The following is a 21,871-nucleotide window of genomic DNA, read 5'->3' on the forward strand; positions in this document are numbered from 1 at the left end:
AAAGGAATACGAAAATGGAAAAAATCGGATTTGTCGGCCTGGGCATCATGGGCGCGCCGATGGCAGGTCACCTGCTCGACGCCGGTTATGAAGTCATCGCCAGCGATCATCGTGGCGCGCTGCCGACCGAGCTGGTTGGCAAAGGGTTGAAGGCGGTCAGCGGGCACCAGGCACTGGCCAAGGCTGCCGACATCATTATCCTGATGGTGCCCGATACACCGCAGGTTGCTGACGTGCTGTTCGGTGAAAACAGTGTTGCGTCAGGCCTGTCCAAGGGCAAGCTGGTGATCGACATGAGCTCGATCTCGCCGATCGAGACCAAGGAATTCGCCAAAAGGATCAACGCGCTTGGCTGCGACTATCTCGACGCACCGGTGTCAGGCGGCGAGGTCGGCGCCAAGGCGGCATCGCTGACGATCATGGTCGGCGGCGAGGAGAAGCCATTTGAGCGCGCCCGTCCGGTGTTCGAGAAGATGGGCAAGAACATCACGCTCGTCGGGCCCAACGGCGTCGGCCAGACCACCAAGGTTGCCAACCAGATCGTCGTGGCTCTCACCATCGAGGCCGTCGCCGAGGCGCTGGTCTTCGCTTCCAAGGCGGGCGCCGACCCGGCAAAAGTTCGACAGGCGCTGATGGGCGGACTGGCTGCCTCGCGCATCCTCGAGGTTCACGGTGACCGCATGGTCAAGCGCACCTTTGCGCCGGGCTTCCGCATCGAACTGCATCAGAAGGACCTCAATCTGGCGCTTCAGGGCGCCAAGGCGCTCGGCGTATCCTTGCCCAACACCTCTATGACGCAGGAGCTGTTCAATTCCTGCGCCGCCAACGGTGGCGCGAAGGAAGACCATTCGGCGCTGGTGCGTGCGCTCGAGCGCATGGCCAATTTCGAAGTCGGCTCGGAAGCGACTGAGACCAAAGGCAAGGCGGCATAGGAGGGGAAGCCACGGCGCAACGTTCCCACGCCGTGATCGTCCCGGCACTGTCGAGGACCGGGCTCCAGCGGCGACGTTGGAGCCCGTTCCGCGTTTCGTAGGGACAACGTCACTTGGCGCCTAGAACCGACCATGTCGCGCCGGCATCGCTTGAAACGACGATGGCGCTGGTGCCGGTGACGGCGACCATGCGGTTGGGTGCCTGCGCGTCCAGTGCCAGGTGCAGTATGTATCCGGCAGGGTCGGGGCCTTCGCCCACTGCCTTGAAGTCCGGCGCCGCCTCGGTGGCGCGCAACAGCCCACGCCCCGGCACGTAGGCGCAGATCGCGCCGTCGGAGGCCAATTCCACTGTCGTGACCGGCTGGCCGGCCAGGGCGAGCTGTTGCCAGCTCTTGGCGCCATCACGGCTCACCATCAACCCGTCTTCTGTTGCGGCGTAGACGGCATCGGGATTTTCAGACGAGACCGCCAGGTCGATCAGCTTGGCCGGCGCGTCGCCGGCGATCGCCCAGCTCTTGCCGCCGTCGCGGCTGGCCTGGATCGCGCCATATGAACCGTAAAGCACGTCAGGGTTCGAGGGGCTGACCGCCAGTTGATGAAAATCGACGGGGCCGTCGACGCCGGGTGCGATCTGCTGCCAGCTCTTTCCCGCATCGCCCGACCTGATGAAGCCGAGATTGCCGCCATCCTTCGGATGTCCGCTGGCAAACAGGATCGTCGCGTCGGTCGGGTGCGGTGTAAAGCCCATGAAGTCGTCCTGGCTGTCCGACACCGGCGTCACCGCGCCGTCGAGCGCCGCCTTCATCAGGCCGTGATGGTTGGCAACCAGGAAGGCGCCAATTGGGGGGCGGCTGGCCATGGCGAAACTCCGTTGCGCCATGGAAATTACGGCTTCCTCCAGGTGGAAGGTCAAGGGGCCGGGGAGGGCCGGAGCCGTCACTCTTGGAGGGTGAAGTGGTCGATGTTGGCAGATAGCTGTTCAAGGGCCGGAATCAGCACGCCATCATTGAATGCCCTTGCCAGAAAACCCGGCATCCATCGTTCGTCAGCGAAGGTACATATGAGCCGAATGTGCATATCTGACAGCGCCATCCCCCTCAATGCCTCGGGGGTAGAAGGGAGCCGGCGTGTCGTCTGGTCCTCACGCTGAAGGAACGCACCAAAATCGCCGGCGTCCGCGAGCCCATTGGCCAATCTCACAACGGCCGATCTGGCCGTAGAATGATACTCCATTGTCTCCTTGTTGTAGAATTCGCTTGGTGACATCGACCCAAGCAGTTCCACTGTGTTTGCACAGGCGACCAGCCAATCCTCTTTGGTCGCGAACTTCCGTGGCATCCGCAGCGCTAGCCGTTGCCAGCCAGGAAGCGTCGAGCCGCATACAGCGACACTGCCGCTGCGTTCGACACGTTGAGCGAGTGAATGGCGCCCGGCATGTCGAGGCGGGCAAGTGCCGTCACGGTTTCGCGCGTCTTTTGGCGCAGGCCCTTGCCCTCTGCGCCGAGCACCAAAGCGACCTTGTCGCCGGCAAACGCCTTTTCGAGTTCCGCGGGGCCTTCCGAATCAAGCCCGATCGTCTGGAAGCCGGCCTCGTGCAGCACGCCGAGCGCGTCGGCGAGATTGCGCACCTCTATCATGTCGATGTGCTCGAGCGCGCCGGAGGCCGATTTGGCCAGTACGCCGCTTTCATGTGGACTGTGGCGCTGCGTTGTGATGAGCGCGCCGGCGCCGAATGCTACTGCAGAACGAATGATCGCCCCGACATTATGGGGGTCGGTCACCTGGTCGAGCACCAGAATCAGCGGCGAATCGCCCAGTGCCGACAGCGCCTTGGCCTTTAGCGGCTCGGCCTCGATCAGCACGCCCTGATGCACTGCGTCGGTGCCGGTGATCTTGTCGATGTCCTTCGGCTCGACCAGTTCCGTGGCAAAGGGCAGGCTGCCGATGTCGGCAATCTCCAGCCGCTCGGCGGCATTGCGTGTCACCAGCATGCGCCTGATCTTGCGGCGTGGATTGTCGAGTGCCGCGCGCACCGTGTGCAGGCCATAAAGCCGCACCAGGCCGTCAGGAGCGTTCTCGCCCGGAGGCAGCGGACGCTTGGGCCTGAAGGCGGGCGCCCCGCCACTTTTCTGGTCGCGGCCATTCTTCTGATCGCGGAAGGTGCGACGCAGCTTGGCATAGTGGCTGTCTTTGGGTGTTCCGGGCTTTTTCGTATCGTTCATGCGCCTGCTATAGCCGCCACGCCTGGCTTTGGATACGGCCCGTTAGTCGGCGCTTTGAATAATCCGCATGAAAACGCACCATGTCCGGTTGACAGGCCAAAACCTTGTCGCCATAAGCCCACCCAGATTTCGGGGCAGGGCGCTTCGCCACGAACCGGGATCGGAAATGCCTCGTAGCATGGCTCCGGCAAAGCAGTTGGAGGAGTGCCCGAGTGGTTAAAGGGGACGGACTGTAAATCCGTTGACTCAGTCTACGTTGGTTCGAATCCAACCTCCTCCACCACTGCCGGCCCGGACGCCATAAAACGTTGCCTCAAAGGATGGTTCCATCTTTTGGATGCAATGCGCGGCAAGGAATACCAGGGCGTGCTTCGCTCCTGAACAGGCGCGTGACGCTCAGGGGCGCGGGTATAGCTCAATGGTAGAGCAGCAGCCTTCCAAGCTGAATACGCGGGTTCGATTCCCGCTACCCGCTCCAGGCTTTTCGCCGAAGCAAGAAGCCTTTTATTTGCATCCGCTTGTCCCCATATGTGCGTCCAGCACTGAAAGAGCAGCACTGCTTTTGGCCTCGACGTGGTCGTTTGGCCAAAAGGCGCTTGTCTTTTTCGGCCTTTATCGGTAATCGCCCCGCATCCGACCGGAACCAAGGTCCCGATGCTCAAGGAAAGAGACAATGGCAAAAGGTAAATTCGAGCGTAACAAGCCTCACGTGAACATCGGCACGATTGGTCACGTTGACCACGGCAAGACGTCGCTGACTGCTGCGATCACGAAGTATTTCGGCGAGTTCAAGGCCTACGACCAGATCGACGCAGCGCCGGAAGAGAAGGCCCGCGGCATCACGATCTCGACGGCGCACGTCGAGTATGAGACGCCGGCCCGTCACTACGCCCACGTCGACTGCCCCGGCCACGCCGACTACGTCAAGAACATGATCACCGGTGCTGCCCAGATGGACGGCGCGATCCTGGTCGTGTCGGCTGCTGACGGCCCGATGCCGCAGACCCGCGAGCACATCCTGCTCGCCCGTCAGGTCGGCGTTCCCGCCCTGGTGGTGTTCCTGAACAAGGTCGACCTTGTCGACGACGCCGAGCTGCTCGAACTGGTCGAGCTCGAGGTTCGCGAGCTGCTGTCGAAGTACGAATATCCGGGCGACGACATTCCGATGATCAAGGGTTCGGCTGTTGCTGCGCTCAACGATTCGGACAAGAAGATCGGTGAAGACGCGATCCGCGCGCTGATGGAAGCCGTCGACGCCTACATCCCGACGCCGGAGCGTCCGATCGACCGTCCGTTCCTGATGCCGATCGAAGACGTGTTCTCGATCTCGGGCCGCGGCACTGTCGTCACCGGTCGCGTCGAGCGCGGCATCGTCAAAGTTGGCGAAGAAGTCGAGATCGTCGGCATCAAGGCAACCTCGAAGACGACGGTTACCGGCGTTGAAATGTTCCGCAAGCTGCTCGATCAGGGCCAGGCTGGCGACAACATCGGCGCGCTGATCCGCGGCGTTGGCCGTGAAGACGTCGAGCGCGGCCAGGTGCTGTGCAAGCCGGGTTCGGTGAAGCCGCACAAGAAGTTCGTGGCTGAAGCCTACATCCTGACCAAGGAAGAGGGTGGCCGTCACACGCCGTTCTTCACCAACTACCGTCCGCAGTTCTACTTCCGCACGACGGACGTGACCGGCATCGTGTCGCTGCCGGAAGGCACCGAGATGGTCATGCCCGGCGACAACATCACCGTCGACGTCGAGCTCATCGTGCCGATCGCCATGGAAGAGAAGCTCCGCTTCGCTATCCGTGAAGGTGGCCGCACCGTCGGCGCCGGCATCGTCGCTTCGATCAAAGAATAATCGACGTCCTTTCGTCGAATGCATCAAGGGCGGCCTTCGGGCCGCCCTTTTTGTTTGCGCGCCACATTGCGCGTCACCGATCCCGCATTAGTATCTCGGCAAGAAGGCAGGTGGGGATTTGTCATGGGGACAGGAGTGCGCGCGGTTTGGCGGGGAATTCTCCTGCCGCTTTTCTTTGCCGCCGCAACTGCCCTTTTTCTCCCCTGGTCGGCTGAAGCAGCCAAGAGCAAGCCGCCGGAAAATGACGGACCGCCCATGCGCTTTGTCGTCGTGCGCAGCTCTGCTCCGGGATGCGAGCCTTTTTGTCCGGAATGGATCTCGGCCGAGGGCGCGATCACTCCAGCGACACCAGCCGCCTTCAAGAAGTTTCTCAAGAAACTCGGCGACAAGAAGCTGCCGGTCATCGTGACCTCGCCAGGCGGTCGGGTCGAGGCAGCCTTGGAACTGGGCCGCATGCTGCGTACCCGCAAGCTCGACATTGGCGTCGGGCTGACACGCTTCGTCGAATGCGCGCCCGATCAGAAGGGCTGCAAGCTCGATCCGGCCAGGAAAGGCATCTACCAGGGAGCTCTATACTCGGCTGGCGCCTATTGCGCCTCCGCCTGCTCGATGATGTTCGCGGGCGGAGTACGCCGCCATGTCGGCCAGTGGGCCTATATGGGGGTGCATCAGGTGACGTCCCATGTCACGCAGCAAAAGATCACCTATCGCGAGACCTATAAGGTCGTGAAAGGCAAGAGGAAGACCGTCAGCCGCAAGGTCGTCCGTCGCAAGACCGTTGGCAGCTACACCACCACCAAGATGGGAAAGGCGTTCAACGCCAGGATGTTGACCTATCTCAAGGAGATGGGGGTCAAGAAGGAGATGTACGAGGTCGGGCAAAGCACTCCCGCCGCCGAGATGCGGCAGCTGGCGCCCGTCGAGATGCTCAACATGAACCTGATAACCAGCCTGGATGCTACCGACGTGCTGGTGAGCATCGAGAACTGCAGGACCGCGGCTCCTGCTGCGAACTGCGTTCTGGCGCCGGGAAAAAACCTTGCGTCCAATTCCTACCCCAAGCCGCTCGTGCCGAAAGGACCCGGGATGTGGCTCGCAGTCGTGCGTTCGGTCGGGGCCTGTGAACCTGACTGCCCGGAATGGATCTCCGCCGAAGGGCAAGTCGACGAAACTGCGCCGCAGCGGCTGGAAACTCTGCTCAAGGAACTAGGTGACATAAAGCTGCCATTGATAATTTCCTCAAGCGAGGGCGATCCGATTGCCGCGATGCTGATGGGGCGCGTTGTCCGCGCCAACGGTCTTGATGTGGCCGTTGGGCGCACGTTCTTCGCCGGCTGCAAGCCGAACGGCAAGGGCTGCACCGGCTGGCAAGGTGACGGGCGGCCATATCTGGGCATAGCGGGATCAGGCGGGGCGGAATGTGGCGAGAGTTGCCTTTTGGTGCTGTCGGCAGGAAAGACCCGACTGATTGGCGAGGGAATTCTAGCAGGCTGGGGTGCCAGTCCGGCACTGGATGCTCCAATACGGAACCATTACCTCGTGCAGATGGGGGTTGGACCGAAAGTCGCCGACGCGACACCCGGTTTTGACACGTTGGATGACGCAGCGCTGGCTCTCCTCCGGGAGGGATACCTGACGACCAGGTCGGGTTCTACGCAACTTCTGATCGACAGCGGCCTTTGCCGGATGTCACCTCGGCCTGTGAACTGCCGCGCGCTGCGTTAGGAGGGGCATGGCAGGAGTTCTTCGTTGCTCACTTCCCGCCGGCGATTCAGCTCCCCATATGCCTCCAACGCAAGTGGAGGAAAACGATGCAGAAAGACGTACCGACATTGTTCGATTGGGCCGGCGGAGCTGCGGCGCTCAACCGGCTGACGGAGGTGTTTTACCACAAGGTCCTCGCGGATCCGGTGCTCGAGCCGGTGTTCCGACACATGTCCGGCAACCATCCCGCGCATGTCGCTGCGTTCATCGGCGAGGTGTTCGGCGGACCGAAGGATTATAGTGAAAACCATGGCGGCCATCCCGCGATGATCAGCCACCACCTCAATCGCCACCTGACCGAGGAGCAGCGCCGGCGGTGGATCGCGCTGTTGCTCGATGCCGCCGACGAGGTGGAGCTGCCCGACGATCCCGAGTTTCGTTCGGCATTCGTCGCCTATCTCGAATGGGGCACGCGGCTGGCCAAGCTGAATTCACAGGACGGTGCCGCACCGGCGCTGCACGAGCCTATGCCTCGTTGGGGCTGGGGCGTTCCTGGCGGACCTTACGTGCCAGCAGCCAAATCGTGAGATGAAGCCTGGGCCTTCCCAGGCAATGCCCCGACCCCAAAAACCGCCGTAATTTCGCGGAACCTGTCTTGGGACAGGGGACAAATCGCATGCTGATCGCGCATCTGCCGGCCGGTTTCGTCCTGGGGACGCTGGCTCGGGACGTCAGGCCTGGTATCCGCGCGGTTATGCCCGCCGCGCTTTTGGGCAGCATCGCGCCCGACCTCGACATGTTCTACTTCTACCTGGTCGACGGCCAGCAGACGCACCACCACAGCTTCATCACACACTGGCCGCTGTTCTGGGTCGCGCTTGGATGTGTCGTCCTGCCGCTGGTCAAGTGGCTGAGGCCACGGTTCGCATCCGCAGCCGCGGTATTCTTATTTGCCGCCATGATCCACATGGTGCTCGATTCGATTGCAGCGCCGATGCTGTGGCTGATGCCGTTCAGCGACGGCTCCGTCGAGCTTGTCACCATTCCGGCGCGCTATTCGCACTGGGTGCTGAGCTTTGTCCTGCACTGGACCTTCGCGCTCGAGATCACCATCTGTGCTTGGGCAGCGTTCCTGGCCGTCAAACAGATTCGGCAGCGCAAACTGGCGAAAGCCGCGTGCAGCTGAACGCCGGTAGCCATCGGAGCGGGAGAGGGCGCTTGTGTTACGCCTGACGAAATCCGCCTGTGAATGTTTCCGACATCACGCATTGCGCTCTTTACAGATGCGGTGGAAATCCCTAGGAAGCCCGTGCTGCGCAGATGATGCGCGGCGAGATGCACGGGCATAGCTCAGTTGGTAGAGCGGCGGTCTCCAAAACCGCAGGTCGTAGGTTCGAGCCCTGCTGCCCGTGCCAGTCTTGCCAGAATTCGCTAATTCAGGCATAAGGACTGCAATAGCCGGAACGGAACGACTGGATGGTTCCGACGCGGCGTACAAACGTAAAGCTTGTTCCTGCCACTTGCGTGGAGAGAGAATCGGTTTTATGTAAGCGAAACAGACACGCGGCGCGTGGAGCTGGGGATCCGGCTTTACGCGTCCGAATTGCATGGGCGAAATGTTGCGCTGATTCGGCGTGGATATCGGCCATGTGATGGCATCTCCCGGTCACGGGATCATCCAGAAGTCCGGTCAACGGACGTTGAGAGCAGAGCGGCACATGGCGAAAACCACGAACCCCTTCACCTTTCTGCAGCAGGCAAGGTCGGAAACGGCGAAGGTGACGTGGCCATCGCGGCGCGAGACGATGATCTCCACGGTCATGGTTCTCGGCTTTGCAATTATTGCGATGATTTTCTTTTTTGCCGCTGACCAGCTGATGGCATTCGCCGTCGAGCAGATCTTGGGCATGGGCCGTTAAGGTCGCGAATACGGAGAATTCCTGAGATGACTGCGCGCTGGTACATCGTCCACGCCTATTCGAACTTCGAAAAGAAGGTCGCCGAGGACATCGAGCACAAGGCCAAGCAGAAGGGCCTGAGCGAGCAGATCGAGCAGATCGTCGTTCCGACCGAGAAGGTTGTCGAAGTTCGCCGCGGCCGCAAGGTTGATGCCGAGCGCAAGTTCTTCCCGGGCTATGTGCTTTTGAAGGCCCATCTGACCGATGCCGTGTTCTCGCTCGTTAAGAACACGCCGAAGGTCACTGGTTTCCTTGGTGATTCGAAGCCCGTGCCGATCACGGAATCCGAGGCCCAGCGCATTCTGAACCAGGTTCAGGAAGGCGTCGAGCGCCCGAAGCCGTCGGTTACCTTCGAGATTGGCGAGGCGGTTCGCGTTTCCGACGGTCCGTTCGCGTCGTTCAACGGTTTCGTCCAGGAAGTGGACGAGGAGCGCGCGCGCCTCAAGGTGGAAGTTTCGATCTTCGGGCGCGCCGTGCCTGTCGATCTCGAATTCGGTCAGGTCGAAAAGGGCTGATCGAAGCGCCTGTCACCGGTTTCGGTGGAAGGCAGTGCCGGGCGCAGGCCTGGCGCAAGCATGGTGGGAGATGAGGCGGCTTAGCCGGTTGTCTTTTTCGCACCACCGAACTGCAACCGCCGGGTCATCCGGCATAAGACGAAAGCAGGAAAGAGATGGCTAAGAAAATAGCGGGCCAGCTCAAGCTCCAGGTTTCCGCGGGTTCGGCGACGCCGTCGCCCCCGATCGGTCCGGCGCTTGGTCAGCGTGGCATCAACATCATGGAGTTCTGCAAGGCGTTCAACGCGCAGACCCAGGAGCTCGAGAAGGGATCGCCGATCCCGGTCGTGATCACCTATTACCAGGACAAGTCGTTCACCTTCGTCATGAAGACGCCGCCGGTGTCCTACTTCCTGAAGAAGGCTGCCAACCTGAAGTCGGGTTCCAAGGAGCCGGGCAAGGTCAAGGCTGGTGAGATCAGCAGCGCCAAGGTGCGTGAGATCGCCGAGACCAAGATGAAGGATCTGAACGCGAACGACATCGAAGCCGCCATCAAGATGGTGGAAGGCTCGGCTCGTTCCATGGGCCTGGAAGTGGTGGGCTGAGATCATGGCTAAGATTGCAAAGCGCGTTTCCAAGTCCCGCGAAGGCATCGATGTGAACAAGGCTTATGGCCTTGGTGAAGCCATCGAGCTTTTGAAGGCTCGCTCGTCGGTCAAGTTCGACGAGACCATCGAAGTCGCCATGAACCTCGGCGTCGACCCGCGCCACGCTGACCAGATGGTCCGCGGCGTGGTCAACCTGCCGAACGGCACGGGCCGTACTGTCCGCGTCGCCGTGTTCGCACGTGATGCCAAGGCTGACGAAGCCCGCGCCGCCGGCGCCGACGTCGTTGGTGCGGAAGATCTCGTCGATATCGTCCAGAAGGGCCAGATCGACTTCGACCGCTGCATTGCCACCCCGGACATGATGCCGCTGGTCGGCCGTCTCGGTAAGGTGCTCGGCCCGCGCGGCATGATGCCGAACCCGAAGGTCGGCACCGTCACCACCGACGTCGCGGCAGCCGTCAAGGCTTCGAAGGGCGGCGCCGTCGAGTTCCGCGTCGAGAAGGCCGGCATCATCCACGCTGGCGTCGGCAAGGTCTCGTTCGACGTCAAGGCGCTGGAAGAAAACGTCCGCGCTTTCGCTGACGCGGTCAACAAGGCCAAGCCGGCAGGCGCCAAGGGTGTCTACGTCAAGAAGGTCTCCGTCACCTCGACGATGGGCCCGGGCCTCAAGGTCGACCTCGGCACGCTCGCAGCGTCCTGATGATTTGAAGCGGGATCAGCCGGCAACGGCTGGATCCTGCATAGTATTCCGGGCCTCCGGGCCCGGATTTTCGGAAGCTGGCAACAGCTTTCGAAAATCCTGTCCGAGATTGCAGGCGGTCCAGGCGACCCTTGGTCCTTAATTCGAATGGGCCTGCATGAGACGGGTGAAGACCAGACAACGGAGCCTCTGCTCCAATGAAAGGTTCGAACCGTGTTTGCCTTTTGTCTGCGCATCGCGCCGGGCCGCAAGCCCGTCAGGTGTGGCGAAAGGGGGCAGGATCCTCGAGCGCCGTTCGGGTGATCTGGAATTTCTGGATTGGCCGCCCGGCAAAAGGCAACCCGACCGCTCACCCCGCAAATGGGAGGCGGTCAACTGGAGATAGGCAGTGGACAGAGCGGAAAAACGCGAACTCGTCACGGGCCTGAATGACGCGTTCTCGAACGCAGGTTCAGTGGTCGTGGCCCACTATGCCGGTATCACCGTCGCGCAAATGAACGATCTTCGCGTGAAGATGCGTCAGGCCGGCGGCACCGTCAAAGTCGCGAAGAACCGTCTCGCCAAAATCGCTCTTCAGGGCACGGAATCCGAAAACATCATCGATCTGTTCAAGGGACAGACGCTGGTTGCTTATTCGGAAGATCCGATTGCAGCGCCGAAGGTCGCGTCCGAATTCGCCAAGACCAATGACAAGCTTGTCATCCTTGGTGGTTCGATGGGCACGACCTTGCTCAACGCCGATGGTGTGAAGGCTCTCGCCTCGCTCCCGTCGCTCGACGAGCTGCGTGCAAAGCTGGTTGGCATGATCGCCACCCCGGCTACCCGGATCGCCCAGATCGTCAATGCGCCGGCGGCTTCGGTCGCGCGCGTCATTGGCGCTTATGCCCGGAAGGACGAGGCGGCATGAGGCCGTTCCTCGCTATCATCAACTCACGTTCGAACTGATTGAAGGAATAGAAAAATGGCTGATCTCGCAAAGATCGTTGACGACCTGTCGGCCCTGACCGTCCTCGAGGCGGCTGAGCTGTCGAAGCTCCTCGAAGAGAAGTGGGGCGTTTCGGCTGCAGCTCCCGTGGCTGTTGCTGCTGCTGGCGGCGGCGCCGCTGCTGCACCGGTCGAAGAGAAGACCGAGTTCGATGTCATCCTGGCAGCTGCCGGCGACAAGAAGATCGAAGTCATCAAGGAAGTCCGCGCCATCACCGGCCTGGGCCTCAAGGAAGCCAAGGACCTCGTCGAAGGCGCTCCGAAGCCCGTCAAGGAAGGCGTTTCGAAGGCCGACGCCGAGAAGCTCAAGGCTCAGCTGGAAGCAGCTGGCGCCAAGATCGAGCTCAAGTAAGCTCACGGTTTCGGTGGGCGGCACAGTTGCCGCCCACCGGCTCCCGTGACCCGGGGGATTGAGGGGAACCTATTTCCTGAGGGCCGCAAGGCGGCTTTCAGGAAACGGGTTTTCGCCCGTTTTGGATAGGCCGCCGCTGAGGCGGCGCGCATGCAAGGTGAGCATTAGCGACGCTCACCCCAAGAGGCAGCAAGGAGCGACGATGGCCCAGGTCCAGACTTTCAATGGCCGCAGACGCGTACGCAAATTCTTCGGAAAGATCCCGGAAGTTGCGGAGATGCCGAACCTCATCGAGGTTCAGAAGGCATCATACGATCAGTTCCTCATGGTGGACGAGCCCAAGGGTGGCCGTCCGGACGAGGGACTGCAGGCCGTTTTCAAGTCGGTCTTCCCTATTTCTGATTTTTCCGGCGCGTCGATGCTGGAATTCGTCAAGTACGAGTTCGAAGCACCCAAGTTCGACGTCGACGAATGCCGTCAGCGCGATCTGACCTTCGCTGCGCCGCTCAAGGTGACGCTGCGCCTCATCGTGTTCGATATTGACGAGGACACCGGCGCGAAGTCGATCAAGGATATCAAGGAGCAGGACGTCTACATGGGCGACATGCCGCTCATGACGTCCAACGGCACCTTCATCGTCAACGGCACCGAGCGCGTCATCGTCTCGCAGATGCACCGTTCGCCGGGCGTGTTTTTCGATCACGACAAGGGCAAGTCGCACTCGTCGGGCAAGCTTTTGTTTGCCGCGCGTGTCATCCCTTACCGTGGCTCGTGGCTCGACATCGAGTTCGACAGCAAGGACATCGTCCATGCCCGTATCGACCGTCGCCGCAAGATTCCGGTGACGTCGCTGCTGATGGCGCTCGGCATGGACGGCGAAGAGATCCTGTCGACCTTCTACAACAAGATCACCTACAAGAAGTCGGGCGACCACTGGCGCATTCCGTTCTCGGTCGAGCGTTTCCGCGGCCTCAAGGCCGTTGGCGACCTGGTTGACGCCGACACCGGCGAGATCGTTGTCGAAGCCGGCAAGAAGATCACCGCGCGTCAGGCCAAGCAGCTTGCCGAGAAGGGCCTCAAGGCGATCAAAGCGACCGAAGACGACCTCTTCGGCAGCTATCTCGCCGAAGACATCGTCAACTACGCTACCGGCGAGATCTTCCTCGAAGCCGGCGACGAGATCGACGAAAAGACGCTGAAGACGCTGCTGGCGGCTGGCGAGGAAGAGATCAACATCCTCGACATCGACCACATCAACGTCGGTGGCTATATCCGCAACACGCTGACCGTCGACAAGAACGAGAGCCGCCAGGATGCTCTGTTCGACATCTACCGCGTCATGCGCCCGGGTGAGCCGCCCACGCTCGAAACAGCTGAAGCCATGTTCAACTCGCTGTTCTTCGACAGCGAGCGCTACGACCTGTCGGCAGTCGGCCGCGTCAAGATGAACATGCGCCTCGAGCTCGACGCCGAAGACACCGTCCGTGTCCTGCGCAAGGATGACATTCTTGCCGTGGTCAAGACGCTTGTCGAACTGCGCGACGGCAAGGGCGAAATCGACGACATCGACAACCTCGGCAACCGCCGTGTCCGTTCGGTCGGCGAGCTGATGGAAAATCAGTACCGCGTCGGTCTGCTTCGCATGGAGCGCGCGATCAAGGAACGCATGTCCTCGATCGAGATCGACACGGTCATGCCGCAGGACCTGATCAACGCGAAGCCGGCGGCCGCCGCCGTGCGCGAGTTCTTCGGTTCTTCGCAGCTGTCGCAGTTCATGGATCAGACCAACCCGCTGTCGGAGATCACCCACAAGCGTCGTCTTTCGGCGCTTGGACCTGGTGGTCTGACCCGCGAGCGCGCTGGCTTCGAAGTCCGCGACGTGCACCCGACGCATTACGGCCGTATCTGCCCGATTGAGACGCCGGAAGGCCCGAATATCGGTCTGATCAACTCGCTGGCTACCTTCGCACGCGTCAACAAGTACGGCTTCATCGAGAGTCCGTACCGCAAGATCGTCGACGGCACGCTGACCAATGAGGTTGTCTATCTCTCGGCGATGGAAGAGGCCAAGCACTTCGTTGCCCAGGCCAACGCCGCGCTCGACAAGGACGGCCACTTCGTCGACGAGTTCGTCATTTGCCGCAACGCCGGCGAAGTGATGATGGCGCCGCGCGAAAACGTCGACCTCATGGACGTTTCGCCGAAGCAGATGGTGTCGGTCGCAGCTGCGCTGATCCCGTTCCTGGAGAACGACGACGCCAACCGCGCTCTGATGGGCTCGAACATGCAGCGTCAGGCCGTGCCGCTGGTGCGCGCCGAGGCTCCGTTCGTCGGTACCGGCATGGAGCCGATCGTTGCCCGTGACTCTGGCGCTGCCATCGGCGCTCGCCGCGGCGGTATCGTCGACCAGGTCGACGCGACCCGTATCGTTATCCGTGCGACCGAAGACCTCGATCCGGGCAAATCCGGTGTCGACATCTACCGTCTGATGAAGTTCCAGCGTTCGAACCAGAACACCTGCATCAACCAGCGCCCGCTGGTTCGCATGGGTGACCGGGTCAACAAGGGCGACATCATCGCTGACGGTCCGTCGACCGAGCTCGGCGATCTGGCTCTCGGCCGTAACGTGCTCGTCGCGTTCATGCCGTGGAACGGCTACAACTACGAGGACTCGATCCTGCTCTCCGAGCGCATCGTGGCCGACGACGTCTTCACCTCGATCCACATCGAGGAGTTCGAGGTCATGGCGCGCGACACCAAGCTCGGGCCAGAGGAAATCACGCGCGACATTCCGAACGTTTCGGAAGAGGCTCTGAAGAACCTCGACGAGGCCGGTATCGTCTACATCGGTGCGGAAGTTGCACCGGGTGACATCCTGGTCGGCAAGATCACACCGAAGGGCGAAAGCCCGATGACGCCGGAAGAGAAGCTTCTGCGTGCCATCTTCGGTGAAAAGGCGTCCGACGTCCGTGACACCTCCATGCGCATGCCGCCCGGAACCTTCGGCACCGTCGTCGAAGTGCGCGTCTTCAACCGCCACGGCGTGGAGAAGGACGAACGCGCCATGGCAATCGAGCGCGAGGAAATCGAGCGTCTCGCCAAGGACCGTGACGACGAGCAGGCGATTCTCGATCGCAACGTCTACAGCCGTCTGAGCGACATGCTCATCGGCAAGGACGCGATTGCCGGACCGAAGGGCTTCAAGAAGGGCTCGACCGTCGCCAAGGAGACGCTGGACGACTATCCGCGTTCGCAGTGGTGGCAGTTCGCCGTCGAAGACGAGAAGATGCAGGGTGAGCTTGAAGCTCTGCGCGGCCAGTACGACGACTCCAAGAAGCAGCTCGAGCAGCGCTTCATGGACAAGGTCGAGAAGGTGCAGCGCGGCGACGAGATGCCGCCCGGCGTCATGAAGATGGTCAAGGTCTTCGTTGCGGTGAAGCGCAAGATGCAGCCCGGCGACAAGATGGCCGGCCGTCACGGCAACAAGGGTGTCGTGTCGCGTATCGTTCCGGTCGAGGACATGCCGTTCCTCGAAGACGGCACGCATGCGGACATCGTGCTCAACCCGCTCGGCGTGCCTTCGCGCATGAATGTCGGCCAGATTCTGGAAACGCATCTGGGCTGGGCATGCGCAGGCATGGGCAAGAAGATCGGTGAGCTGATCGAGGCGTACAAGTCTGGTGGCGATATCAAGCCGCTGCGCGAGACGCTCGAGAGCTTCATTCCGGCCAACGACCGCAACGAGCCGGTCCGCGATTACGACGACGAAAGCATCGTTCGCCTCAGCGAGCAGATGAAGCGTGGCGTCTCGATTGCGACCCCGGTGTTCGACGGCGCGCATGAAGCCGACATCAACATCATGTTGGAGCAGGCGGGTCTTCACACCTCCGGCCAGTCGCAGTTGTACGATGGCCGTACGGGTGAGCCGTTCGACCGCAAGGTGACCATGGGCTACATCTACATGCTCAAGCTTCACCACCTGGTCGACGACAAGATCCACGCCCGCTCGATCGGACCGTACTCGCTCGTGACCCAGCAGCCGCTGGGCGGCAAGGCGCAGTTCGGTGGCCAGCGCTTCGGCGAAATGGAGGTCTGGGCGCTCGAGGCTTACGGCGCCGCCTACACGCTGCAGGAAATGCTGACCGTGAAGTCGGACGACGTGGCCGGCCGTACCAAGGTCTACGAGGCGATCGTGCGCGGCGACGACACGTTCGAAGCGGGCATCCCCGAGAGCTTCAACGTTCTCGTCAAGGAAATGCGTTCGCTGGGCCTCAACGTCGAGCTTGAGAACACCAAGGTCGACGAAAACCATCGGCTGCCCAACGCCGCCGAGTAAGCACCAAAGGCGCGCCGCGGGATTTGCCCGCGGCGTAGCCGCCTGAACGCGATCCCCATGGTTGGGTACTGATCGCGTTCATCGATGAGAATTCTTCGGCGATGGCCGAAAGCTGGCGGGCGCTCTGGCCCGCACACGATGAAAAGGGGCTTTCGTGGGCCCCGAAAAGGAGAACGGCATGAACCAAGAGGTCATGAATCTCTTCAACCCCCAGGCGCCTGCGCAGGTGTTCGATTCCATCCGGATTTCGCTCGCCAGCCCTGAGAAGATTCTGTCCTGGTCGTTCGGCGAAATCAAAAAGCCGGAGACGATCAACTACCGCACCTTCAAGCCGGAGCGTGACGGGCTGTTCTGCGCCCGCATCTTTGGCCCGATCAAGGACTACGAGTGCCTGTGCGGCAAGTACAAGCGCATGAAGTACAAGGGCGTCATCTGCGAAAAGTGCGGCGTGGAAGTCACCCTGTCGCGCGTTCGCCGCGAGCGCATGGGCCACATCGAGCTCGCTGCGCCCGTCGCCCACATCTGGTTCCTGAAGTCGCTACCGAGTCGCATCGGCACGCTGCTCGACATGACGCTCAAGGATATCGAGCGCGTCCTGTATTTCGAAAACTACATCGTCACCGAGCCGGGCCTGACCGCACTCAAGGAGCACCAGCTCCTCGGCGAGGAAGAGTACCAGATCGCCGTCGACGAGTATGGCGAGGACAGCTTCACCGCCATGATCGGCGCTGAAGCCATTCACGACCTGCTCGCCTCGATGGATCTCGAGAAGATCGCCGGCGACCTGCGCTCCGAGCTTGCGACGACGACGTCGGAACTGAAGCAGAAGAAGTATCTCAAGCGCCTCAAGGTGGTTGAGAACTTCATGGAGTCGGGCAACCGTCCCGAGTGGATGATCATGAAGGTCGTGCCGGTGATCCCGCCGGACCTGCGTCCGCTGGTCCCGCTGGACGGTGGTCGCTTTGCGACGTCCGACCTGAACGATCTCTATCGCCGCGTCATCAACCGCAACAACCGCCTGAAGCGCCTGATCGAGCTCCGTGCGCCGGGGATCATCATCCGCAACGAGAAGCGCATGCTGCAGGAGGCCGTCGACGCTCTGTTCGACAACGGTCGCCGTGGCCGCGTCATCACCGGCGCCAACAAGCGTCCGCTGAAGTCGCTGTCCGACATGCTCAAGGGCAAGCAGGGCCGCTTCCGTCAGAACCTGCTCGGCAAGCGCGTCGACTATTCCGGCCGTTCGGTCATCGTGACCGGTCCCGAGCTCAAGCTGCACCAGTGCGGCCTGCCGAAGAAGATGGCGCTCGAGCTGTTCAAGCCGTTCATCTACGCTCGTCTCGACGCCAAGGGTTACTCCTCGACCGTCAAGCAGGCCAAGAAGCTGGTCGAGAAGGAAAAGCCTGAGGTTTGGGATATCCTCGACGAGGTCATCCGCGAGCATCCGGTTCTGCTCAACCGCGCACCGACGCTGCACCGCCTGGGCATCCAGGCCTTCGAACCCACGCTGATCGAAGGCAAGGCGATCCAGCTGCACCCGCTCGTCTGCACGGCCTTCAACGCCGACTTCGACGGCGACCAGATGGCTGTCCACGTTCCGCTGTCGCTCGAAGCTCAGCTCGAAGCACGCGTGCTGATGATGTCGACCAACAACATCCTGCACCCGGCTTCCGGCGCGCCGATCATCGTGCCATCGCAGGACATGGTTCTCGGTCTCTATTACCTCTCGATCGTCAACCAGAACGAGCCGGGCGAGGGCATGGTGTTTGCCGACATGGGCGAACTCCAGCACGCGCTTGAGACCAAGGCTGTCACGCTGCACGCCAAGATCAAGGGCCGCTTCCGCACGGTCGACGCCGAAGGCAATGTCGTGTCCAAGATCCACGACACGACCCCTGGCCGCATGATCATCGGCGAACTGCTGCCGAAGAACGTCAACGTGCCGTACGACACCGCGAACCAGGAGATGACCAAGAAGAACATCTCCAAGATGATCGACACCGTCTACCGCCACTGCGGTCAGAAAGAGACGGTCATCTTCTGCGATCGCATCATGGCTCTCGGCTTCGCTCATGCCTGCCGCGCCGGCATTTCGTTCGGCAAGGACGACATGCTGATCCCGGATACCAAGGAGAAGCTGGTCGCCGACACCGAGGCTTTGGCCAAGGAGTACGAGCAGCAGTACAATGACGGCCTGATCACCCAGGGCGAGAAGTACAACAAGGTCGTCGACGCCTGGGCCAAGTGCTCGGAAAAGGTCGCCGACGAAATGATGGCCCGCATCAAGGCGGTGGAGTTCGAGGACAGCGGTCGTCAGAAGCCGATGAACTCGATCTACATGATGTCGCACTCCGGTGCGCGTGGTTCGCCCACCCAGATGCGCCAGCTCGCCGGCATGCGCGGCCTGATGGCCAAACCGTCGGGTGAAATCATCGAGACGCCGATCATTTCCAACTTCAAGGAAGGTCTGACGGTTCTCGAGTACTTCAACTCGACCCACGGCGCCCGTAAGGGTCTCGCGGATACCGCTCTGAAGACGGCTAACTCCGGCTACCTGACCCGTCGTCTCGTCGACGTGGCGCAGGACTGCATCGTCAACTCGGTTGATTGCGGCACCGACAAGGGCCTCACCATGCAGCCGATCGTCGATGCCGGCCAGGTTGTCGCTTCGCTCGGACTGCGCATTCTCGGCCGCACCGCGCTCGACGACATCAACCACCCGGTCACTGGCGATCTGCTGGTCAAGGGCGGCACGCTCATGGACGAGCGTGACATCGAGGTCATCGAGAAGGCTGGCGTCCAGTCGGTTCGTATCCGTTCGGCCCTGACCTGCGAAGTCAAGGTCGGTGTCTGCGCGGTCTGCTACGGTCGCGACCTGGCACGCGGTACCCCTGTCAACCAGGGCGAAGCTGTCGGTGTCATCGCCGCTCAGTCGATCGGCGAGCCGGGCACGCAGCTCACCATGCGTACCTTTCACATGGGCGGTACCGCGCAGGTGGTGGACAGCTCGTTCCTTGAAGCCTCGTATGAGGGCAAGGTCGAGATCCGCAACCGCAACGTGGTTCGCAACTCAGACGGCAACCTCGTCGTGATGGGCCGCAACATGGCGATCCTGATCCTCGACGAAACCGGCAAGGAGCGTGCCACCCACCGCGTCACTTATGGTTCGCGTATCTTCGTGGACGATGGCGACAAGGTGAAGCGCGGCCAGCGTATCGCCGAGTGGGATCCCTACACCCGTCCGATCCTCACCGAAATCGAAGGCCGTGTGGCGTTCGAGGATCTGGTCGACGGCATTTCCGTCCAGGAAACGGCCGACGAGTCGACCGGCATCACCAAGCGTGAGGTCATCGACTGGCGTTCGACCCCGCGCGGCAACGACCTGAAGCCGGCGATCGTGGTTCAGGACTCCAAGGGCAAGGTTGGCAAGCTGTCGAAGGGCGGCGATGCCCGCTTCCTGCTCTCGGTCGAGGCCATTCTCTCGGTCGAGCCGGGTGCACAGGTTCGCCCTGGCGACGTTCTGGCGCGTATCCCGATGGAAAGCGCGAAGACCAAGGACATCACCGGCGGTCTGCCGCGTGTTGCCGAGCTCTTCGAAGCCCGTCGTCCAAAGGATCACGCCATCATCGCCGAGATCGATGGTACGGTCCGCTTCGGTCGCGACTACAAGAACAAGCGCCGCATCATCATCGAGCCGCATGACTCGACGCTTGAACCGGTCGAATACCTGATCCCGAAGGGCAAGCCGTTCCATCTCCAGGACGGCGACGCCATCGAAAAGGGCGACTACATCCTCGACGGCAACCCGGCGCCGCACGACATCCTGGCCATCAAGGGCGTGGAAGCTCTCGCTTCCTACCTCGTCAATGAAATCCAGGAAGTCTACCGACTGCAGGGCGTGTCGATCAACGACAAGCACATCGAGGTCATTGTCCGGCAGATGCTGCAGAAGGTCGAGATCACCGCACAGGGCGACTCGATCTATATCCCGGGCGATCACGTCGATGTCATCGAGTTCGACGAGATCAACGAGCGCCTGATCGAGGAAGGCAAGAAGCCTGCCGAAGGTCAGCCGGTTCTGCTCGGTATCACCAAGGCATCGCTGCAGACGCCGTCCTTCATCTCGGCCGCTTCCTTCCAGGAAACGACCCGCGTGCTCACCGAAGCAGCTGTCGCCGGCAAGACTGACATGCTGCAGGGCCTGAAGGAAAACGTCATCGTCGGCCGCCTGATCCCGGCCGGCACGGGCGGCATGATGAGCCAGATCCGGCGCATCGCCACCTCGCGCGACGAGCTGATCCTCGACGAGCGCCGCAAGCTCTCGGGTGCGGAAGTGGCCGAGCCGATCCTGACCGACATGGTCAACGCCGCTCAGTAAGAGCGTCGTCGCAAAGAACTGGAAAAGGGGGCCTCGGCCCCCTTTTTTCATTTCGGTGACAACAGGGCTTCATGCCGCTGTCAAATGCCGCCGCTAATCATGCTGCTTCAACGCACATGCCAGGTGGCCGTCATCATGAAAACCGTCTTTTCCGCCCTCGCTGCCCTTTTGGCGTCGGCAGCCTTGCCAGGCCAGGCCGAGGAGGCCACGCCATTCAAGGCGTCATTGCTCGGCCAGGTCGTGCTGCCGACCGGACTGAAGATCGCGGGCACCGAGTTCGGCGGGATTTCCGGTCTCGACTACGACGCTGCGAGCGGGCTGTTCTACGCCATTTCTGACGACCGCTCTGAGCGCGCGCCGGCGCGGCTCTACACGCTGAAGCTTGCCATCGACGGCAAGGGCGTTCACGGCATCGACATCGTGTCGAGCGCGGAGCTACGCAACGCCGAAGGTGCTGCCTTCGCCAAGAAGGACGTCGACCCCGAGGCGATCCGCTTCGACGCGGCGGCCAACCGTCTCTTCTGGTCGAGCGAGGGTGATGCCGCCGGCCAACCGGCAATCTATGAGGCAAAACCCGACGGCACCCATGTCAGGAGCTTTGCCATTCCCGAAGCCTATCTGCCCGATGCCGACAGGACGCGGGGTGTTCGCGGCAACCTGGCTTTCGAAAGCCTTGCCATTTCGCCCGACGGCAGGACCCTTTGGGCGGGGACCGAAAACGCATTGGCACAGGACGGCGAAAAGGCGACGCTGGAAGCCGGCAGCCCGTCGCGCGTCATCGGCTTCGACATTGCCAGCGGTACTCTCACGGCCGAGTATGTCTATGACAACGGGCCGATCTTCACCAAGGCGACCCAGGACCCGTTCTACAACGACAACGGTCTCTCCGAGTTCATGTTCTTCGGACCGGACCAGCTGTTGGCGATCGAACGCTCTTTCGCGCTCGGCATCGGCAGCGAGATCAATTTCTACCTGGCGAGTTTCTCCGGCGCGACTGACGTGAAGGGGGCGGCCTCGATCAAGGGCGTCGCTGCAACCGCGATGCCCAAGCGCAAGGTTCTTAAGCTGGGTGAGGGTGACTTTGGTCTCGACATCGACAATATCGAGTCGGTGACATGGGGACCGGATATCGACGGCCAGCGCACTTTGGTCATTGCCTCCGACAACAACTTCAACCCGGAGCAGTTCACCCAGTTCGTCGTGCTCAAACTGGATGCCGCGACGAACTGATCTGAGCGCTGCAGATCCTTCGGTGAAAGGGCCGCCGGCGCAATCTGGCGGCTTTTCCCGAGATCTCGCAGGGATGGCACCGGTCGACGAGCTTTCAGCCGCATCTGCGTCTGTTCTAACGTATTGG

The 21,871-nt window shown here is 61.6% G+C and carries 16 protein-coding genes, 3 tRNA genes and 1 pseudogene; 17 read left to right on the plus strand and 3 right to left on the minus strand.

Going from position 1 to position 21,871, the window contains the following annotated elements; all coding sequences use genetic code 11:
- Positions 1 to 11: 11 nt before the first annotated feature.
- A pseudogene (locus tag IG197_RS00675) lies at positions 12 to 932 on the plus strand (2-hydroxy-3-oxopropionate reductase); the annotation flags it as partial.
- A 109-nt stretch (positions 933 to 1,041) separates the two neighbouring features.
- Here IG197_RS00675 and IG197_RS00680 read toward each other — a convergent pair.
- The 3 genes from IG197_RS00680 to rlmB form a co-directional block, all read right to left on the minus strand.
- Entirely contained in the window at positions 1,042 to 1,791 is a 750-nt protein-coding gene (locus IG197_RS00680; protein WP_192316339.1) for an exo-alpha-sialidase, read from the minus strand.
- A 77-nt stretch (positions 1,792 to 1,868) separates the two neighbouring features.
- Positions 1,869 to 2,270: a hypothetical protein gene (locus IG197_RS00685; protein WP_192316340.1), complete on the minus strand. Its 402-nt coding sequence runs from the start codon at positions 2,268 to 2,270 to the stop codon at positions 1,869 to 1,871.
- A gap of 8 nt (positions 2,271 to 2,278) precedes the next feature.
- Positions 2,279 to 3,154, minus strand: coding sequence for a 23S rRNA (guanosine(2251)-2'-O)-methyltransferase RlmB (rlmB, locus tag IG197_RS00690; protein ID WP_192316342.1), 876 nt, complete (start codon positions 3,152 to 3,154; stop codon positions 2,279 to 2,281).
- Between the two features lie 198 nt (positions 3,155 to 3,352).
- Here rlmB and IG197_RS00695 point away from each other — a divergent pair.
- The 16 genes from IG197_RS00695 (at position 3,353) to IG197_RS00770 (ending at position 21,744) form a co-directional block, all read left to right on the plus strand.
- Positions 3,353 to 3,437 (plus strand) — tRNA-Tyr (locus tag IG197_RS00695).
- 121 nt (positions 3,438 to 3,558) lie between these two features.
- Positions 3,559 to 3,632 (plus strand) — tRNA-Gly (locus tag IG197_RS00700).
- Positions 3,633 to 3,827: 195 nt separating this feature from the next.
- Positions 3,828 to 5,003 carry an elongation factor Tu gene (tuf, locus tag IG197_RS00705; protein ID WP_067961853.1) on the plus strand — a complete coding sequence of 392 codons (1,176 nt, stop codon included), beginning with the start codon at positions 3,828 to 3,830 and terminating at the stop codon, positions 5,001 to 5,003.
- Positions 5,004 to 5,126: 123 nt separating this feature from the next.
- Positions 5,127 to 6,728 (plus strand): hypothetical protein, encoded by a 1,602-nt coding sequence (locus tag IG197_RS00710; RefSeq protein ID WP_192316344.1) that lies wholly within the window; start codon positions 5,127 to 5,129, stop codon positions 6,726 to 6,728.
- Between the two features lie 86 nt (positions 6,729 to 6,814).
- Positions 6,815 to 7,294: a group II truncated hemoglobin gene (locus tag IG197_RS00715; RefSeq protein ID WP_192316346.1), complete on the plus strand. Its 480-nt coding sequence runs from the start codon at positions 6,815 to 6,817 to the stop codon at positions 7,292 to 7,294.
- 89 nt (positions 7,295 to 7,383) lie between these two features.
- Positions 7,384 to 7,893, plus strand: coding sequence for a metal-dependent hydrolase (locus tag IG197_RS00720; RefSeq protein ID WP_192316347.1), 510 nt, complete (start codon positions 7,384 to 7,386; stop codon positions 7,891 to 7,893).
- A 153-nt stretch (positions 7,894 to 8,046) separates the two neighbouring features.
- Positions 8,047 to 8,122: transfer RNA gene (locus IG197_RS00725), tRNA-Trp, on the plus strand.
- Between the two features lie 303 nt (positions 8,123 to 8,425).
- On the plus strand, positions 8,426 to 8,626 hold the full coding sequence (gene secE / locus IG197_RS00730; protein ID WP_192316349.1) for a preprotein translocase subunit SecE: 201 nt from the start codon (positions 8,426 to 8,428) through the stop codon (positions 8,624 to 8,626).
- Positions 8,627 to 8,652: 26 nt separating this feature from the next.
- On the plus strand, positions 8,653 to 9,180 hold the full coding sequence (nusG, locus tag IG197_RS00735) for a transcription termination/antitermination protein NusG (RefSeq protein WP_067961861.1): 528 nt from the start codon (positions 8,653 to 8,655) through the stop codon (positions 9,178 to 9,180).
- 155 nt (positions 9,181 to 9,335) lie between these two features.
- A complete protein-coding gene (rplK, locus tag IG197_RS00740; RefSeq protein WP_067961864.1) occupies positions 9,336 to 9,764 on the plus strand; it encodes a 50S ribosomal protein L11 in 429 nt (142 codons plus the stop codon).
- A 4-nt stretch (positions 9,765 to 9,768) separates the two neighbouring features.
- Positions 9,769 to 10,467, plus strand: coding sequence for a 50S ribosomal protein L1 (gene rplA, locus IG197_RS00745; RefSeq protein ID WP_067961865.1), 699 nt, complete (start codon positions 9,769 to 9,771; stop codon positions 10,465 to 10,467).
- 388 nt (positions 10,468 to 10,855) lie between these two features.
- Positions 10,856 to 11,374, plus strand: a complete 519-nt coding sequence (rplJ, locus tag IG197_RS00750) for a 50S ribosomal protein L10 (RefSeq protein ID WP_067961867.1) — start codon at positions 10,856 to 10,858, stop codon at positions 11,372 to 11,374.
- Between the two features lie 54 nt (positions 11,375 to 11,428).
- On the plus strand, positions 11,429 to 11,803 hold the full coding sequence (gene rplL / locus IG197_RS00755; protein WP_067961869.1) for a 50S ribosomal protein L7/L12: 375 nt from the start codon (positions 11,429 to 11,431) through the stop codon (positions 11,801 to 11,803).
- Between the two features lie 202 nt (positions 11,804 to 12,005).
- On the plus strand, positions 12,006 to 16,139 hold the full coding sequence (gene rpoB / locus IG197_RS00760; RefSeq protein WP_067961871.1) for a DNA-directed RNA polymerase subunit beta: 4,134 nt from the start codon (positions 12,006 to 12,008) through the stop codon (positions 16,137 to 16,139).
- 178 nt (positions 16,140 to 16,317) lie between these two features.
- Positions 16,318 to 20,514 carry a DNA-directed RNA polymerase subunit beta' gene (gene rpoC / locus IG197_RS00765; RefSeq protein ID WP_067966519.1) on the plus strand — a complete coding sequence of 1,399 codons (4,197 nt, stop codon included), beginning with the start codon at positions 16,318 to 16,320 and terminating at the stop codon, positions 20,512 to 20,514.
- 135 nt (positions 20,515 to 20,649) lie between these two features.
- Entirely contained in the window at positions 20,650 to 21,744 is a 1,095-nt protein-coding gene (locus IG197_RS00770; protein ID WP_192316351.1) for an esterase-like activity of phytase family protein, read from the plus strand.
- Positions 21,745 to 21,871: the final 127 nt, after the last annotated feature.

Source organism: Aminobacter sp. SR38, assembly GCF_014843375.1.
Taxonomy (GTDB): domain Bacteria; phylum Pseudomonadota; class Alphaproteobacteria; order Rhizobiales; family Rhizobiaceae; genus Aminobacter; species Aminobacter ciceronei.